Source organism: Pantoea nemavictus (assembly GCF_037479095.1).
GTDB lineage: Bacteria > Pseudomonadota > Gammaproteobacteria > Enterobacterales > Enterobacteriaceae > Pantoea > Pantoea nemavictus.
This window is the reverse complement of record NZ_JBBGZW010000002.1, coordinates 722,888-741,169: the sequence shown is the minus strand read 5'-3', so window position 1 is coordinate 741,169 and position 18,282 is coordinate 722,888. Positions and strand designations below refer to the sequence as shown.

General features: G+C 52.2%; 15 protein-coding genes. 13 read left to right on the top strand and 2 right to left on the bottom strand.

All coding sequences use genetic code 11. The annotated features are described in order from the left end of the window. Window positions 1-77 precede the first annotated feature (77 nt). The 3 genes from WH298_RS23030 to WH298_RS23020 all read left to right on the top strand — a co-directional run bounded on the left by WH298_RS23030 (window position 78) and on the right by WH298_RS23020 (window position 3,312). Complete coding sequence (locus WH298_RS23030) at window positions 78-1,004, top strand: substrate-binding domain-containing protein (protein WP_049851183.1); 927 nt, start codon at window positions 78-80, stop codon at window positions 1,002-1,004. 72 nt (window positions 1,005-1,076) lie between these two features. Further along, window positions 1,077-2,147 (top strand): sugar phosphate isomerase/epimerase family protein, encoded by a 1,071-nt coding sequence (locus WH298_RS23025; protein ID WP_180824199.1) that lies wholly within the window; start codon window positions 1,077-1,079, stop codon window positions 2,145-2,147. Continuing rightward, window positions 2,140-3,312 carry a Gfo/Idh/MocA family protein gene (locus WH298_RS23020; protein ID WP_200902254.1) on the top strand — a complete coding sequence of 391 codons (1,173 nt, stop codon included), beginning with the start codon at window positions 2,140-2,142 and terminating at the stop codon, window positions 3,310-3,312. Before WH298_RS23025 ends, WH298_RS23020 begins: the two co-directional genes overlap by 8 nt. Window positions 3,313-3,343: 31 nt before the next feature. Here WH298_RS23020 and WH298_RS23015 read toward each other — a convergent pair whose 3' ends face one another. Continuing rightward, window positions 3,344-4,360, bottom strand: coding sequence for a substrate-binding domain-containing protein (locus WH298_RS23015; RefSeq protein ID WP_180824198.1), 1,017 nt, complete (start codon window positions 4,358-4,360; stop codon window positions 3,344-3,346). Between the two features lie 152 nt (window positions 4,361-4,512). On the opposite strand from WH298_RS23015, the gene WH298_RS23010 reads away from it, so the two are divergent. After that, window positions 4,513-5,658 carry a phytanoyl-CoA dioxygenase family protein gene (locus WH298_RS23010; protein WP_238344514.1) on the top strand — a complete coding sequence of 382 codons (1,146 nt, stop codon included), beginning with the start codon at window positions 4,513-4,515 and terminating at the stop codon, window positions 5,656-5,658. A 30-nt stretch (window positions 5,659-5,688) separates the two neighbouring features. Here the strand turns inward: WH298_RS23010 and WH298_RS23005 are convergent, their stop codons facing one another. Next, on the bottom strand, window positions 5,689-6,858 hold the full coding sequence (locus tag WH298_RS23005; protein ID WP_180824197.1) for an ROK family protein: 1,170 nt from the start codon (window positions 6,856-6,858) through the stop codon (window positions 5,689-5,691). Between the two features lie 1,495 nt (window positions 6,859-8,353). Here WH298_RS23005 and WH298_RS23000 point away from each other — a divergent pair. The 9 genes from WH298_RS23000 to WH298_RS22960 all read left to right on the top strand — a co-directional run bounded on the left by WH298_RS23000 (window position 8,354) and on the right by WH298_RS22960 (window position 18,281). Continuing rightward, a complete protein-coding gene (locus WH298_RS23000) occupies window positions 8,354-8,938 on the top strand; it encodes a hypothetical protein (protein ID WP_238344513.1) in 585 nt (194 codons plus the stop codon). A gap of 114 nt (window positions 8,939-9,052) precedes the next feature. Continuing rightward, the gene (locus tag WH298_RS22995; protein ID WP_180824196.1) at window positions 9,053-9,607 is read left to right on the top strand and encodes a fimbrial protein; all 555 of its coding nucleotides are present in this window, start codon (window positions 9,053-9,055) and stop codon (window positions 9,605-9,607) included. A 60-nt stretch (window positions 9,608-9,667) separates the two neighbouring features. Beyond that, window positions 9,668-10,345: a fimbrial biogenesis chaperone gene (locus WH298_RS22990; protein ID WP_180824195.1), complete on the top strand. Its 678-nt coding sequence runs from the start codon at window positions 9,668-9,670 to the stop codon at window positions 10,343-10,345. Between the two features lie 172 nt (window positions 10,346-10,517). Continuing rightward, entirely contained in the window at window positions 10,518-12,881 is a 2,364-nt protein-coding gene (locus tag WH298_RS22985; RefSeq protein ID WP_180824316.1) for a fimbria/pilus outer membrane usher protein, read from the top strand. 77 nt (window positions 12,882-12,958) lie between these two features. Continuing rightward, entirely contained in the window at window positions 12,959-13,939 is a 981-nt protein-coding gene (locus tag WH298_RS22980) for a fimbrial protein (RefSeq protein ID WP_238344512.1), read from the top strand. 403 nt (window positions 13,940-14,342) lie between these two features. Next, window positions 14,343-15,590 carry an extracellular solute-binding protein gene (locus WH298_RS22975; protein WP_007891184.1) on the top strand — a complete coding sequence of 416 codons (1,248 nt, stop codon included), beginning with the start codon at window positions 14,343-14,345 and terminating at the stop codon, window positions 15,588-15,590. Window positions 15,591-15,599: 9 nt separating this feature from the next. Then, on the top strand, window positions 15,600-16,508 hold the full coding sequence (locus WH298_RS22970; protein WP_007891182.1) for a carbohydrate ABC transporter permease: 909 nt from the start codon (window positions 15,600-15,602) through the stop codon (window positions 16,506-16,508). Beyond that, a complete protein-coding gene (locus tag WH298_RS22965; RefSeq protein WP_007891180.1) occupies window positions 16,498-17,337 on the top strand; it encodes a carbohydrate ABC transporter permease in 840 nt (279 codons plus the stop codon). Before WH298_RS22970 ends, WH298_RS22965 begins: the two co-directional genes overlap by 11 nt. Next, window positions 17,337-18,281: a carbohydrate kinase family protein gene (locus tag WH298_RS22960; RefSeq protein ID WP_180824315.1), complete on the top strand. Its 945-nt coding sequence runs from the start codon at window positions 17,337-17,339 to the stop codon at window positions 18,279-18,281. The genes WH298_RS22965 and WH298_RS22960 overlap by 1 nt, the downstream gene beginning before the upstream one ends. Window position 18,282: the final 1 nt, after the last annotated feature.

Below are 18,282 nucleotides of genomic sequence, written 5' to 3'. Positions count from 1 at the left end.
CTACGTAAGTGAAGTTAATAATAAAACACCCGACATCAGATTAGTTCTGAGACTAATAATTAACGTGGAAGACCATTATGAAAAAATTCATCTTACTCTGTCTTACCTTACTTTCGCTAAGCCCTGCAGTGAATGCCGTACAGGTCGGCGTCAGCATCGCCCAAATGGATGATGTATTTCTCTCTCGCCTGAGAGGCTATATTATCGAGCAGGCGAAAACCCATCCGGATATGAAAATTCAATTTGAGGATGCTCAGGGCGCCGTTGATAAACAATTGAGCCAGGTGCAAAGTTTTATTAACGGTAAAGTCGACGTAATTATTGTTAACCCGGTTGATACCCAGGGAACCAAAAATATGGCTGATGCGGCACGCGCCGCTAAGGTCCCCCTCATCTTCCTCAACCGTATGCCTTCAGATGCGAAAATGGGTGATGGCGTGAGCTATATCGGCAGCGATGAAATAGAAGCCGGACGTTTACAGATGCAGTATCTGGCAGATCAAGTGAAAGATCGTAAAAGCGTTAACGTCGCCATCATGAAAGGGTTATTAAGCAATGATGCTACCCGTTTCAGAACCCAGGGAGCAAAAGAGATCATTGCCAAACATCCTAATATGCATGTGATTGTTGAAGATACCGCGAAATGGATGCGTGAAGATGGCATGAATCTGATGAATAACTGGATTTTGTCGGGCGACAAAATAGATATTCTTTCTGCCAACGCAGATGAAATGGCTATTGGTGCCGCCATGGCCATTAAAAGTAATGGTATTAAAATTGGTAAAGATATTTTAGTCGGTGGTACCGACGGCGGACCAAATGGATTGCAGGCGATTAAAACCGGCTTACTTACCGTTACCGTATTCCAGGATGCAAAATCACAAGCTTATGGTGCGGTGGATATGGCAGAAAAAGCGGCCAAAGGTGAAAAGGTCCAGGATATTAACTTTATTCCGTTCCAGTTAGTCACACCGCAAAATTACCAGAAGTTCATGACAAATTAACCGTCGTTTTTTTCTGTGTCTGACGTTGGCACCTGTGAAGGTTGCAGGTGCATTTTTTAATTTGGAGACGTTATGAAAACCATTAAAGGCCCTGCGGTATTTCTGGCGCAGTTCGCTGGCGACGATGCACCGTTTAACTCTTTATCTGGCATGGCTGGCTGGGCAGCGGAAAAAGGATTTAAAGGCGTTGAAATTCCCAGCTGGGATCATCGCCTTATTGATTTGGCGCAAGCCGCCGAGAGCCAAACCTATGCGGATGAGATCCTTGGCGTGCTGGCTGAACATGACCTGCAGTTGACCGATTTAGCCAGCCACTTGCAGGGACAGCTGGTTGCGCTGCATCCTGCGTTTGATTTACCCGCCGATAGCTTTGCCCCAGCAAGTCTGCGCAATGACCCACAAGCACGCCAGCAGTGGGCAACTGAACAGCTTTATCTGGCAGCGCGCGCATCACGCCGCTTAGGCCTGGAGAAGCATGTCACTTTTTCCGGCACGCTGCTGTGGCCATTCCTCTATCCCTATCCGCAGTGGCCAGAAGGCTTGATTGATGAGGGCTTCAACGAACTGGCACGGCGCTGGACACCGATTCTTAACGCATTCGACGAACAGGGAATCGATCTTTGTTATGAAATCCACCCCACGGAAGATTTGCATGATGGTTTGACCTTTGAGCGTTTTTTGGAAAAAACCCACAACCATCCACGCTGCAACATCATGTATGACCCTAGTCATCTGGTGTTACAGGGCATTGATTACCTGACCTATATCGATCATTACCACCCGCGCATTAAGGCTTTCCACGTTAAAGACGCTGAATTCAGGCCGAATGGTAAAACCGGCGCCTATGGCGGCTATCAATCCTGGACCAGCCGCGCTGGTCGCTTTCGTTCACCCGGCGATGGCCAGACCGATTTCAGCGGCATTTTCTCTAAATTGACCGGCTACGGCTTCGATGGCTGGGCAGTGCTGGAGTGGGAATGCTGCTTTAAAAACCCGGAAGATGGCGCACGTGAAGGCGCGCAGTTCATCAGCGACCACATTATTCGCGTTACCGATAAACCGTTTGATGATTTCTGTAAGTCCTGGGCCGACCCATCACTTAACCGCAAAATTTTGGGCATTGAAGGAGCAAAACATGCATAGGTCACCGTTGAGTGGACGTCGTATCCGATTAGGCATGGTTGGCGGTGGCGAAGGTGCCTACATTGGCGGAATCCATCGTTTTGCCGCACGCCTTGACGATCAGTATGAACTGGTTGCGGGAGCGTTTGACGTTGATGCCGAGCAGGGGCATCGCTTTGCAGCGCAAAACTACATCGCGACTGAGCGATCTTACCGTGATTATGCCAGCATGGCGCAGGCTGAGGCGGCACGCGCTGACGGCATTGATGTGGTCGCCATTTGCACCCCAAACTTTACCCACTTCCCCATCGCGAAGGCTTTCCTCGAAGCCGGCATTGATGTGATTTGTGAGAAACCGCTCACCACCACGTTACAGGATGCTGAAGCGTTGGCCGAGGTTGTGAGTCAGACCGGACACTTTCTGGGTGTCACTTATACCTATTCTGGCTATCCGCTGATTGTGGAAGCCCGGATGCGCGTCCAGGCCGGGCTGATTGGCAAGGTGAGAACGGTGCAGGTGGAGTATCCGCTGGAGTGGATGGCAACCGGCGTCGAGCTGAAAAACAATCAGCAGGCGGCATGGCGAGTCGACCCGCAAAAGAATGGGCGCGGCGGCTCGATTGGCGATATTGGTACCCATGCTTATCATCTCGCGGGATATGTGACCGGCTTAAAAGCGGAGAGCGTGATGGCTGATCTAGCCACCTTTGTAGAAGGACGTGCTCTGGACGATAACGCCCACGTACTGATTCGCTACGAAGGCGGCGCGCGCGGCATGCTGTGGTCTTCTCAAGTGGCGATTGGTTGTTCCAATGCGCTGCGGCTGCGGGTGTATGGTGAAACCGGCAGCCTGACATGGGCGCAAGAGCAGCCAAACGAACTGATTTACACCTCATTGGAAGGGTATACCCAGATTATTAAACGGGGACGTGACGATCTGGATGCGATAACCCGGGCGCGCACCCGCACGCCGCCCGGCCATCCTGAGGGTTATATCGAAGCCTTTACCAATCTATATAGCGGTTTCGCGGCGGCACTGCGGGCGCGTGATGAAAAGCGTGCTGTTTCAGGCATTGGCGCAGTTATTCCACAAATCCATGATGGCCTGAAGGGCGTAGCCTTTGTCGATGCGGTGGTCGATAGCCATCAGCAGGGAACGGTGTGGAAACAGCCGAAATATCGCTGATGCCCTCTGAAGCCTGACGCCGTCAGGCTTCTTAGGTGTACATGTTGTAGCGCATGATGATATTGATACGCGAATAAGGCGCATAGTTGCGCTCTTCCGGCAAAAATCCGTGAAACTCCAGCAGTGTTTTAAAGGAGTGTTGCGCATCCAGTTGCAGATTATGCTCAATCAGCGCATCGATTTTTCCCGCCTGCATCAGGGCGCGATTCTCCCGGTCCAGATCGTGCCCAACAAAAACCTTCGGCTGAATGTTACGTTCATCCAACGCCCGCAAAATCCCGCCATTTCCTCCGCCTACGGTATAAACCGCATCGATGTGAGGATGATCCTGCAGAAACAGTTGCAGGGTTTCATACATCAGATGATCGATGCCCGATCCGCCCGCGATAACCTTAATCTGATGCTGCGGGGAAAAGGATTTCATCCCCTGCTGAAAGCCGCGAATGCGATCCTGCTCACCGACAAAAGCTTTATTGCCGGTGATTGCGGCAATGGTGCCCGCTTCGCTTCCCAACCACTTTGACATCAGGAAGGCCGCCGACTGGCCCGCGCTAACGTTGTCCATGCCGATATAACGCAGGCGATGACTGCCGGTGATATCCGTGACCACCGTGACCACCGGAATACGCTGCTTAATCAAATTATTAATAACTGGCACCAGCTGACTCGAATTCATCGCTTTGAGGATGATGCCGTGCGTGCTGAGGGAGCATTTTTTCAACAGCCGTTCAACCTCGTCCACCGTCATCTCTTCACTGCAGTGGAAGCGGAGCTGGATTTTAAATGAGGCGAAACTGGATATCTGGCTGCTGAACGCCTCTTTCACCAGCTCACTGAAACGCTCCGGCGTATGCATGATGACATCGAAATAAAGGGTTCGCCCTTGCGCCAGGCTGCTTTTTTGCTGCAGTTCCAGGTCGGCTATGGCTTGCTGGATGCGGTGCTTCGTTTGAGGATGCACGCGACCGCGATTGTGCATGGCGCGATCAATGGTGGCGAGGCTCAAACCGGACTGAGCTGAGATCTGTTTCTGGGTAAATTTAGGCATAGGTCACATGATGTAGTTGTGAGGTTTTTTTGATGTGCTGTTAATGAAATGTAGCTGCTATTTTAACACTCATCAACCCTGTCATGCCGCCTGCTGATAACCTGCTGGCGTACGATGACGCTCTATCACTCCATCAAGAAAATGAGGTCGTTATGATGTCACCCTATTTTGCCCGTGAAGATCAGGTCTCTGTTGAAGACTTCAAAACATTCTGTACCCAGCAGCTCGATGCCAGTGAATATCCGCTGGCGAGCGAAGCGGCGGCAAACGTGCTGATTTACGATCGTGTCACGCTGGATATAGCGGCGGAAAAAGATAAAAAAGCGCTACTGGGCGAGCTGCACAAAGCGCTCTCATACGGTCCTGGCGTGTTCGTGGTGCGCGGGTTATACAGCGATCTTGACGTTATTGATCGCGCTTCGCAGGTTTTCGAAACCATTATGAGCAATGAGGCCAAATCCAAAATTCAGGCCGATCACTTCTCGCGAGCGGGCAACAATGGGCGTATCTGGAATGCGCTGCAAAAACTGGGTGAAACCAGCCCGCAAACCTTCGTGGATTACTACGCCAATCCGACGCTGGAGTTAATTTGTCAGGCCTGGCTGGGCCCGGCGTGGAGCATGACCTCGCAAGTGAATCAGGTGCGCCCCGGCGGTGAAGCTCAGCAGCCGCACCGGGATTACCACCTTGGCTTCCAGCAAAGCGCATTCGCTGCAGAATTCCCGGTGCCGGTGCAGATTCTTTCGCAATATCTGACCTTGCAAGGTGCTGTAGCGCATACCGACATGCCGCTGGCGTCGGGCCCGACGCGTTTACTGCCGTGGTCGCATCAGTATGAGCTGGGTTATATCGCCTATCGTGACCCGGCGTTCGTTGAGTTCTTTAACCAAAATTACGTCCAGCTGCCGCTGGAAAAAGGTGATGGTCTGTTCTTTAACCCGGCGCTGTTCCATGCCGCAGGTAACAACACCACCACCGATCACATCAGGACCGCGAATCTGCTGCAGGTTTCCTCCGCATTTGGCGTGCCGATGGAGAAAGTGAACCACGAACAGTTACTCAAGCTGATTTATCCGTTGCTGAAAAACAGCCAGCTTACCCAGCAGGAGCTGAACACCGTGATCAACGTGGCAGCGCGGGGTTACTCCTTCCCCACCAATCTCGACACCGATCCACCGCTGGGCGGAATGGTGCCGCAAACGCAGCAGGCACTGGTACACGAAGCGGTGCAGCAAGAGTGGAGCGCCAGCCAGTTCAATCAAAAACTGGATGAGCAAAGTACCCGAAGAGAAGCGTAAAGCACTAGGCCGGGCAATTGTCCGGCCTGATCACTTCATCAACACCTGAAACTGCGGATTAAACTCGTCGAAAATCGGCAGCGCTGCGGCGCCAAGCGCGGCGGTATCGCTGCCGGTCATACCGATTTTTAAGCGGGTGCCGGTGAGATAGCGGCCACGCACCGATTGATACAGCGGCGGCAGGCGACGGATGATTTTGTCCAGCAGCGCGGCGGGCATCATGCCGCCGATGATCACGCTTTCGGCATCGAAGATGCACTCCAGCAGATTAATCGCCTGGCGCAGCGGCGTGAGCATGGTATCAATCCAGCGGTCGAACAGCGCCGGATCGACCTCGAGCAGATCTTCCGGCAGCGCCGTCATTGGGTCGAGGCCACAGAACTCATACGCCGCCTGTAGCGACACATAGCGCTCAAGACAGCCGTGATTGCCGCAATAGCATTCGCGTCCGCCAGGTTCAACCACCACATGTCCCACTTCACCGGCGTTATGCGCGTGGCCGCTGTATACGTGACCATCCATGATGATGCCCGCGCCCAAACCGGTGCCAATGTAGAGATAGATAAACGAGTTCAGCTGGCGCGCCACACCATGAAAACGCTCGCCAATCGCCGCTACCGTGGCATCGTTCTCCAGCGTTACCGGCACGCCACTCATCGCTGCCAGTTTGGCTTCAATATCCACCTGCTCCCAGCCGTGCAGCGTGGTGGGCCCCACCGAAGAGATGCCCTCAACGCCAAACGGTCCCGGCATCACCACGCCAATGCCCAACACCTTTTGCCAGCGATCACCCAGTTGCGTTTTGATCTCGCTCAGCACCGCTTCAATACGCGCTAATGTGGCATCCGGCTCCGGCTTTTGCACCAGAATCAGGCGGCGGAAGTGAATTTCGCCAGTGAGATCCACCAGCACAATCAGCAGCGTTTGATGATCAAGATGGATACCAATGGAAAAAGCGCTGGCCGGATTGAGCGTCACCGGAATGGCCGGCTGTCCGCGCCCTTGCTTGCGCGGTTCACGGCTGGTCAGCAGTTCCGCCTGCTCCAGTTCAGCGACGATGTTTGACACGGTCTGCGGGGTTAGCGCGGTCAGACGAGCCAGTTCGGCGCGGGTCAATTCGCCATGCAGGCGAATGGCTTCAATGATCACGCGACGATTGTGCGCGCGTGCATGTTCCAGATTGGTTCCCGACGTTTTCACCTTGCTCCCTTCCCTCTTTAACCGCGCTGTGAATAGCCGCATCAATATCCCTGATCGACCATAGTGATTACAACCCCTTCGGGGTGTTGAATGGGTGTTGGCTGAGTGCAACAGCAAATTGGTCATGCCAGTGCGGACGCTAAATTAACGTCATAGCTAACGAACACAGCTCTGTTCTCTTCGCGTTACTCATGAAGAATGACGTATATCTTGATGGTTATTCATCGGCAAGCGGGTCGGTCAGTTTCTCGTTGATAGCTGGCCTTTCATTATTAGATATATGCAATATGCCAGGAGCGGTTCCTACCCTGAAGAAGTAAGTCAGGAGATTCGTTGCTGGACACCCGGCACGCACTTTACTAGCCAGATGATGGAGATGCTCTGCTTTCCAGCGATGCAAGTGGCGGCGGAGACGCTGAAGAATAGCGTGATGTTCCCTGATACCTACTTCCCTTCAGGCGTCTTCCATTTATTTGCGGTCATGTTTAATGACGAGCCTTACTTTTGCCTTTAGGACACAGCGGCCATTATTGTCAATGTGAATTGAGAAAATTGATCTGGGAAGGGATTTTTATTCAACTTATTACTTTTATTCGTTTTTTGCGTTTTTGGCATGCCAAAACGTTTGTACGTAAAGAACACTCCGTTTTTGTGAATTTCCTGATGGAAAAACCGTAAAAAACGCCATGAAAAATCCTAAAACAACCCTATTAAGTCTAGGTTTAACAGGGCTGAATTATCTTTATAACTCATTGATTATAAGACGGTGTTTATTTCAATTAGATCTTTTTGCTATTTTTATGCGAATTTTAGCTAAATATACTTTAGTAAATTTTTTGTTTTGCAATGCGATTTATCGAAACAAATAAGCAACATTTGTGTTTTTAAACTTTAAAAAACTTACCATGCAGATTTTTGTATCGCATTGAATGTTGATGATAGTGATTTACTTTAATAAATTAGTCCCATTGTCACATTTTCTCCATTTTAATAACATTTATTACGCCAGATGATCACTAAAGCTTATCGCATGGAGAAAGCGCTGACATGGAAATGGGAACGGTAAACTTCTAAGGAGTCTTTGTGCCTTTAGTCTCTGACGAGCTTTTGTATGGATACACGATTTTCCAGCATCTTGAGTATCGGCTTTCAACCAGAACGCTTATTAACACCAAGAATGGACGTATTAAAAGATTCGGTACGACGAAAGCGAGACTGTTCGAGTATCTCCTGGCGGGGATGGATAATGAAATTGTCTACGATAATGACATCATCATACATGTTTTTGAAGATTATGGACTCCGGTGTTCAAAATCCTATTTGTTGTCAATGATGAAGAAAATCCAGAACGCATTTAATACCGTGGGCTTTGAACGATACCCTTTTGCAAGAATGTATAGGAAAGCGTACAAAATCGACTGCGGATCTTTAGAACGCATATATGTTTTCAAACCTTCTTCACAATGACGATGATTAATTTCGTAAGGAATAAATTTTGACAACGCTACTAGTTTTCTCACGAAACTTTGCCATGAGGCAGGCAGTCACTTCATTAACATCAGCCAATGGGAAAATATTTTATTTTGACAATCGGTTGGAATTTTTAGTAAGCGCGACCGTCCTAAATAAGTCTTACATTCTTATCGATACAATAGGAGAGAATAGCGAAGATATTCGGTGGCTCTATTACCGACTTGCGGCAAGGGAGTTATTACGTCTAACCTATTTTATTACGCCAGAGAATAATAAGGAAAACGTTTATTTAAAATCTTTCCGGCTTGTCACCACACTTAAAGATCTTAAGCAGCTGTGCGATCGCGTCTCTAAACATCGGATTGCAGAAAGCCCATGCGTATTAAAAGACGTATTGTATCAAAAGCTATCGACACGACTGTCGGGCGATCATTTAAACTTTCTCCTAAGGGTTTATGACAAATCGACGAGCCAGTATCAAATTAGAAATAAATGCGAAATTAACAAGAATTACTATGTGCGAAATCGTCTGGCATTAGGCAGCGGTCTGGAGATGAAACAGCTTATTTTACTTTTATCATCGCAGAACCTGGATGTTCATAGATAAATAATACACAAGTATTTCCTTGAAAGAAAATTCTGATTTAGCGGTCCTGTTCCGCTCTTCCTGCGCAAAAGTTAATTTTTGTGCAGACAACTTTAATCCTGAGGATATATAGCAATGCAAATAAAGTTAAGCAGTGTCTTTCGAAATATGGTCGCGGCTGCAGCCGTTTCTGGAATAACGTTTGCCGCCAGCGCAGCAGATGGAAAGATCAACTTTACCGGCACCATTCTGGATTCTGCCTGCACAATTGATACCGATACGGCGAATCAGACCGTTAACCTCGGCAAAATCCCGAAAAGCTCGTTTAACGCGGCCGGATCCGTTGCTGCCGCAACCCGCTTCAGCATTGTGTTGAACAACTGCCCTGCGGCCGTTACCTCTGCCTCTATTAAGTTTGATGGTAATGCGGATAGCTCCGACACCAATATTCTTGCACTGAACAGCGGTCAAACAGCGAAAGGCGTTGGCGTTGCCTTTTATGAAGAGGATGGCATCACCGCGATTCCGCTGGCTACCCAGTCTAAGAGCATCACGCTTGATACCAGCGCAGGCGAAGAACCCGCTAACAGCAATAAGATGACCTTCGTAGCGAAATATAAGGCGACGCAGGCTGCCGTGGTTGCGGGAACTGCAAACGCAACGTCAGATTTTACCATTACCTATCAGTAACACGCTGGGCGTACCTAAGGTACGCCCTATTGTCTCTTGCTGAAATGTTGGGGAAGTATGATGAGTCAACTTATTCGAACGATTATATTATTCGGCGCTTGCTTGCTCTCCCTGCCGGGGCAGGCCAGCATAACCGTCGGCGGAACGCGCTTAATTTATAATGAAAATGAAAACGAAGCCTCACTCCCTGTGAGTAACAGTCAGGATGGTGTTCCCTATTTAATTCAGTCGTGGGTAGAGTTAAGTGAAAACTCTAAGGAGCAGGTTCCTTTTATCGTCACACCGCCGCTTTTCCGCCTCGATGGTGGCCATGAAAATACGCTGCGGGTCATTTATACCGGCGAGAAGAAGCTACCTGAAAATCGCGAATCTATTTTTTGGCTAAACGTTAAGTCTATTCCCTCGATGACTCGGTCAGATGAAAATCGGCTGCTCATTGCCGTTAAGACGCGCATGAAACTTTTCTATCGGCCTGCAAATTTGTCGTCAGAAAAAGCAGGTGAGGCATGGACGCAATTAAAATTTGAGCAACGTGGTGAACGCTTAGTGATTATTAATCCGACACCGTTTTATGTTTCTCTTTATTCATTAAAGGTTGGCAATAGGACCATTGCGCAGCCGCCAATGATTTCACCCTTTAGTTCCGAGACGATGGAAGGAAGTGGAAATCAGGTGGCCTGGAAAGCGATAAATGATTTTGGTGGAGTAACCACAGAAAAGCGCCAGATGCTGAAATAAAAAATATTAACAATACGCTATGTCACTCGCGCAGGTAAGCAAGGTGAATACTGTTTCTTTTTCTCGATATGCATTTTTCTCTGACTCGTGGCCTCACCGCGTAAGTCAACTCTCGACGATAGCACTTTTTATTTCGGGTGTTTTCCCCGCAGCCGCGGGCGATCTTTATTTCATGGCCGATGCGCTTGAAAAAACACACTCGACTTCCGGTGGCATCGATCTGGGCCGCTTCGAGCGTGGAGAGCAGTTACCCGGCACCTACAGGGTGGAAATATGGCTTAATGAAAATTATATCCGAACGGAAAATATCTCTTTTGTACCTGTAAAAGGTTTTGGGCTGGCGCCGGAGCTTAACCGTGGAGTGCTGGAATCACTCGGCGTCAGGGTTAAGGCATTTCCTGAATTGGCCCTGCTGCCGGCCGAGGTCATTATTACCGATCCCGGCGCATTTATACCGGATGCCACCACCCGCCTGGATTTTGACAAGCAGAGACTGGACATCTCGATCCCTCAATCGGCGCTTGACGCGCGCGCGCGCGGCACCGTTGACCCGTCGCTCTGGAACCAGGGCATTTCTGCATTGCTGGTAAATTACAGCATCAACGGGTCGCGCAACTGGAGCAGGGATGGTGAGACGCAGGAGCAGTTGTATACCAACCTGCAAAGCGGTATTAACGCGGGGCCGTGGCGCCTGCGTAACTACAGCATCGCGACGAAAAACAACGGAAAACAGTCATTTTCGTCTCTAAATACCACCCTGAGCCGTGACGTCCAGTTTTTGCGAGGGCAGTTTCAGCTGGGGGAAACCAGCACACCCGGCGAGGTGTTTGATAGCGTGATGTTTCGCGGCGCGCAGATTTTTTCCGATGACACCATGCTGCCGGAGAGCATGCGCGGATTCGCCCCCATCATTCGGGGAATCGCCCGCACCAACGCCACGGTTACCGTGAAGCAAAACGGCTACACGGTTTATCAAACCTACGTGGCGCCAGGCAGCTTTGAAATTCGCGATCTCTATCCTACGTCGGCGAGCGGCGATTTGGACATTGTCGTTACAGAAGCCGACGGTAGCGTCCAGCATTTCGTGCAGCCCTTCTCTGCGGTTCCCGTCATGCTGCGGGAAGGACGCGTGAAGTATGCGCTGAGCGCAGGTGAGTACCGAACCACGAAGAATGGCGCGCAAAGCCCCTCATTCGGCCTGGGCACACTGGCGTATGGCCTCTCCAATAATCTCACGCTATACGGCGGCGTCCTGGGGGCAAGCAACTATGTGTCCGGAGTACTTGGTACCGGCCTCAGCTTTGGCGATATAGGCTCGCTGTCGGCGGACATTACCGCAGCCGATAGCCAACTCGTTGATGAGAAAAACCGCCGCAGCCGGGGGCAGTCCTATCGCGTGCAGTATTCGAAAACGGTGGCCACGACCGACACCACCGTGACGCTCGCCAGCTATCGCTACTCCACGGAAGGGTTTTATACCTTTCAGGAAGTGAATGAATTCAGCAGCCAGCGTTACAACAAGCGAAGTCGACTGCAACTCAACCTCAGCCAGTCGCTGCAAAGCTGGGGAAATTTTTATATCTCGGCATACCAGCAGGATTACTGGAGCAAGCGGGGCTATGAACGCAACGTCAGCACCGGCTTTAACACCAGTATTAGCGATATCAATTACTCGCTCGGCTACACCTACAGCGAAACGCCAGGCAAAGATCGTAAGGATCAGATTGTCGCCTTTAGCCTGCAGGTGCCGCTGAGCAAATGGCTACCGCAAAGCTGGGGCAACTACAGCGTGAATATGCAAAAGAACGGTCCTGAAACGCACCAGGTGGGTCTGAGCGGCACCGCGCTCGCCGATAATAACCTGAGCTATCTGGTCCAACAGGGCTATACCTCTTCGGGTGGGGAATCCAGAAGCTCCCTAAGTGGAACCTATAAAGGTGGCTACGGCACCGTGAGCGCAGGCTACAACCACAGCCGACAGAACAGCCAGCTGAATTTCGGCCTGCAGGGTGGGATCGTCGCCCATGAGCATGGCGTGACGTTCTCTCAGCCGCTGGGAGATACCGTTGTGCTGCTTGAAGCGCAGGGCGCATCCGGCGTGAGGGTGCGCAATAACCCCGGCGTTAAAACGGACTGGCGCGGCTACGCGGTGGTGCCCTATGCCAGTGCCTATCAGGAAAACCGGATTGCGCTAGACACGGGTTCGCTGGGGGCGGACGTGGATGTTGCCGAGTCTGTGGTCAACGTCGTGCCTACGCGCGGCGCCGTGGTGCGCGCTACGTTCAATGCGCGAACAGGGGGTCGGGCCTTGATAACGCTGATGTATCAGAACTCGCCGGTGCCCTTTGGCGCGATGGCAAAGCTCGACGAAAGCGATGCGATGAGCATTGTGGGAAGCGACGGCGAGGTCTATATGAGCGGCCTGAATGACGGTGACGGCCTGGCGGTACAGTGGGGAGCGAAAACCTGCCGCGCCAAAATAACCCTGAACACGTTACCGGGTAAAATTCAGCGCACCACCGCAGCTTGTCGTTAAATTTCTCATTGCGTTGATTCGCACTATTACTTTTGCGAGAGAAGGCCTACGCCTCGCCTATAATGAAGGAACATAAGATGTCCAATGTATTTAAAATTTCGACGGCTGCTATGGGTAGCGCTATCTCTCTAAATGCCTTTGCGCTGTGTTCTGCAAACGACGTATCGATCAACTTTGATAACAATATTGTTGTTCAGCGGGATGCGCCCGTTGGGACAGTATTAGCAACCATAACCACCAGTAATCCCATGCAATGTGATCCTGAGGGACAGGTAATTGGCTACGATGGCTCGTGGTTTATTCAGCTCTCTGGGTCGAATGCGGATTATGGCACCTCGCCGCTGGCCAACGTGCGGGCGACAGAGGTTCAGGGCATTGGCATCCGCTGGAAGAACTTTTCCAGCACCACGGGAACCAGCGAGTTTGTCTCACGAATGAACCTTAATAACGCGAGCTGGAGGCGAGGGATCCTCCAGAATGGCGTATCAACGTTCACGGATACCTTTGAGCTGATCAAAACTAGCACCACCCCGGCGACGGGCTCAATACCCGCGCTGACGCTAAATATGGAATACAGCACGCCGGTCAGTAATAACATTACACGCCTGCCGCTTTATAAATATATATTTTCGCCGATGAATATCAGCACCGCATCCTGTCAGATAGAAGATAAAAATTTGAATATTAATATGGGGATTGCGCTGTTGCCGAAGTTTAACGGCGTGGGCAGCACCCAAAATCCGGTGACGTTTTCCATACCGCTTATCTGCAGTGAACAGACCGCAGTAAATGTGACGCTGGATAACGTCAGCCCGCTTGCCGATCCTGCCAACGGAGTATTGGGGTTAAACAGCAGCTCGACAGCAAAAGGTCTGGGCATTCAGCTGAAATATAACGATATGCCCGTTCAATTCGGCAGGCTCATTAAGTACGGCACGACAACCTCGCCAGGGGAGGTCGTTCATATTCCCTTTAAAGCCGCATATTACATGACCTCAGCGAATGCCCAGTCAGGCTCGGTGAGCGCCACGGCGTCATTTACCATGACCTATCGTTAACCCTTTATACGAAATGACCTGGTGCGGTGATAAGCGAAAGGGGTCCATCTGGCCTTATGACGTTATTTTGCCATTGTGCCATGCGCGTTAATGTCGCAATGCACAATGCATCTGCACCAAAACCATGCATCCTGAAAAGAGTTATTGCGACCTCTTAGGCTTGCCCTCATTTATACCCGCCTGAATATCTATGATCGGCCACACAATTTACAACCTGTTTACCTGACAGCCACAAAAATCTGTGCCAAAAAGTGTCCAGCGGCATTCGAGATTTATGCCCTGGCACGTCAATTGCTTTAGCTACCCGATGTCAGCTGCAGCAATCTGACAACCTGTGCGCATTATTAAATCCATCAAATTGATTTAATAAATTGCTTTCCATTAGCTTCAAGGCGGAAACACCATGAAAATCCGATTCAATCCAGTCATAAAAGGTTGTTTTGCAGCGGTTCTGTTAGCCAGCGTTGGCAGCGCGGCGGCGGCAACCACGTTAAATGCGCTGTTTATGACGCAGGCGGCGTACAGCGAAAATGATATTCGCGCGATGACGCAGGAGTTTCAGAAAGCGCACCCGGACGTGCAGGTTAATCTTGAGTTTGTGCCGTACGAAGCCCTGCACGACAAAATTGTCGCAGCGCGTGGTGCAGGCGGTAACGGCTACGATGTGGTGCTGTTTGACGCCATCTGGCCGGCGGAATTCACCAAGTTTGATCTGCTGCAGGATGTTAGCAGCCGTATCAGTGCCGACGAAAAAGGGCAGATTTTTCCTGGCGCGATGAACACCGTGCAGTTCAAAGGTAAAACCCTCGGCATGCCGTGGATCCTTGATACCAAATATCTCTATTACAACAAAGCGATGCTGGAAAAAGCCGGTATCACCACGCCGCCACAAACCTGGCAGCAGGTGATGGACGATGCGCGCATCATCAAGCAGAAAAATATCGTCAAATATCCGCTGGTGTGGAGCTGGTCGCAGGCAGAAGCGCTGGTGTGTGATTACACCACGTTGGTATCCGGCTTCGGCGGCAAATTCTATAACAACGACAAACTCGATTTTTCCTCACCTGCCTCGCTGCAAGCGGTCAAGCTGATGAAAAGCTCGCTGGATGAAGGCTTGAGCAATCCGGCCTCGCGCGAGTATCTGGAAGAGGACGTGCGTAAAGCCTTCTCCAACGGTGATGCGGCCTTCGCGCTCAACTGGACCTACATGTACAACATGGCCAACGATCCGAAACAGAGTAAGGTCGCCGGCCAGGTGGGTATCGTTCCAGCGCCGGGCGACGCGCCAGGCAAATTTGGTGCGGTAAACGGTTCGATGGGCCTCGGCATCACCAAAGGCAGCACACATGCAGATCAGGCATGGCAATACATTAGCTACATGACCTCACAGCCGGTGCAGAACAAATACGCCACGCTGAGTCTGCCCATCTGGAAAAGTTCGTATCAGGATCCGGCGGTGCTGAAAAATCAGGAAAGCCTGATCGCCGCCGCGGATAAGTCGCTCAACGTGATGCTGTCGCGTCCGGAAACCGCCGATTATTCACGCCTCTCCAATACCCTGCAGCAGCAGTTGCAGCAGGTGCTGGTCGGCAGCGCGACGCCAGATGCCGCGCTGCAGGCGGTAGATAAGAGTGCGGCGCGTCTGCGCTAAGGGGCAACAATGCTGAGTTTGCGTCAACGCGAACAACGGCAGGCATGGGTGCTGCTGGCACCCATGCTGTTGGTGATGCTGTTACTCACCGCATGGCCGCTGTTACGCACCATCTGGCTGAGCTTCACCGATGCGGCCTTAATTGGCAGCGGTGATGCGCCGGGCTGGATTGGTCTGGAAAACTACCTGTTCGCCATTACCGATGAAGATTTTCGCAGTTCACTGTGGCGCACGCTCTATTTCACCGTGGTGTCGGTGGCGATTGAGGGGGTGATTGGCGTGCTGGTGGCACTGTTGCTGAATCAGAAATTCGCCGGACGCAACGTGCTGCGCGTGCTGGTGATTCTGCCGTGGGCACTGCCAACCATCGTTAACGCCATGATGTGGCGCCTGAATTTCAACCCAGATTACGGCAGTATCAACGCCCTGCTGACGCAACTCGGCGTCATTGACGGCTATCGCAGCTGGCTGGGCTCGCCCGATTCGGCGCTCAATGCAGTGATGTTTGCCGATATCTGGAAAAACTATCCGCTGGTGACCTTGCTGGTACTGGCAGCGCTGCAATCCATACCGGACGACCTGTTCGAAGCCGCGCGGCTGGATGGGGCATCGGCATGGCGCCGTTTTCGTGCCATCACCTTCCCGGCGATTGTCGGTCCGCTCAGCGTGGCATTGGTGCTACGTACCATCGACGCCTTCAAAATCTTCGACATCATTTATGTGATGACGCGTGGCGGCCCGGTTGATAGCACCAAAACCCTCAGTTTCTACGTTTATCAGGAGTCATTCAGCTATCTGCGTGCCGGCAGCGGTGCGGCCTATGCGATGTTGATGACCTTGCTGTGCGCGGTGCTGATCACGCTTTACATGCTGTTACTGTGGCGGCAGCGCCGCAAAGGAAGCGCGCATGAAGCTTAAATTACGTCATGTCGGCAAATATGCTGCCGCACTGCTGGTGGCGTTTTCAGTGCTGGCGCCAATGGGTTGGCTGTTTTTGATGAGCGTCAGCGCCGCCAGCGATCTTACCCGCGTGCCGCTGGAGTGGCTGCCGCGCCAGTGGGATTTCACCCGCTACGGCAAACTGCTGTCGCTGGAACCTGGCCAGCCTGGCGTGCTGTTCCTGCATGCGCTGGGGAACAGTTTGCTGGTGGCCACCGGCGCGACCCTGATCTGCTTGTTGCTGGCCATTCCGGCAGCGTTCAGCTTCTCACGTTATCGCGGTCGCGACGGCTGGCTGTTCGCTTCGCTGGCTATCTATATGGTGCCACCGGTGGCGTTTGTGTTGCCGCTCTACTTCCTGTTACAGCAGTTTGATCTGTTGAACACGCGGCCTGGGCTGATCATCGTTTACTGCTCGCTGATTCTGCCGTTCCTGACCTGGATGCTGAAAAACCAGTTCGATACGCTGCCGCAGGATATTGAGCAGGCGGCACGGCTGGATGGTTTGCGCGTCTGGCAGGTTCTGCTGCGCATCACGCTACCGCTGGCCAAGCCGGTGCTGGGCGCCGCGGCGCTGTTTGGCTGGCTGCTGGCGTGGGACGAATTTTTCTACGCGCTGCTGTTCACCAGCAACATCGCAGCACAAACCTTGCCGGTCACCATTGCCGGATTCACTGCCGGTCGCGCCACCGATGACGGCTTGATCGCCGCCGTTGGCATTCTGGCCTCTGTGCCACCGCTGTTTATTGCCATCTGGCTGCAAAAGACGCTGGTCAGCGGCCTTGCCAGTGGCGGGAGTAAAGGATGATGGAACATAAACTCACCGCCACGCTCTACGTGGTGGGTAACATTAATGTCGATTTGATCATGGGCACGCTGGATAGCTGGCCGCAGCGCGGCACCGAAGTGATGCTCAATCACAGCGAGCTGCGCCCTGGCGGATCGGCCGGCAACTGCGCGCTGGCACTGGAAGCGATGCAGGTGCGCCATCGCGCGGTGGCCAATCAGGGCAACGATGGCCTAAGCGCCTGGCTGGCGAGCCATTTTCCCCACAGCGCCGCGCACTGGACGCGCTACAGCTGTGAAACCTCACTCACGGTTGGCGTCACGCATTCGGATCATGAACGCTCTTTCCTCAGCAATCTCGGGCATATCGTGAAACTCAGCGCGCAGGATGTGCTGGATCAGCTGCCCACTACCGCGGCTGACGGCGATATCGTGCTGCTGTGCGGTACCTTCTTGTGTCTGCACTTGTATGACGAATATCCCGCGCTGCTTGGCGAACTGCAGCAACGCGGCTTTATCACCGCCGTTGATACCGGTTGGCCACCGCAAGGCTGGAGCGACGAGGTGCGCCAGCAGGTGATGCAGTGGCTGCCGCTGTGCGACTGGCTGCTGCTCAATGAAGTGGAAACACGCGGATTGGCGGCGGCAGAGAATCTGACGCAAAGTGCGCAATGGCTGGCGCAGCAGCTGAGCGGACGCGGCGGCTGCGTGGTGAAATGCGGCCCGCAGGGGGCCAGCTGCTGGCAAACTGAACGTGCCGTGAGTCAGCCTGCGCGTGCGGTGACGGTGGTGGATACCATCGGTGCAGGCGACAGCTTTAATGCCGGATTTCTCACCGCCCTGCTGCATCAGCAAGATCTTAATACGGCTTTGCAATGGGGCATTGCGGTGGCGTCGCTGGCCATCAGCACACTGCCGCGTCGCTATCCCGACTGGCATCAACTGCAACTTTCTCAGGAGTGTTAAT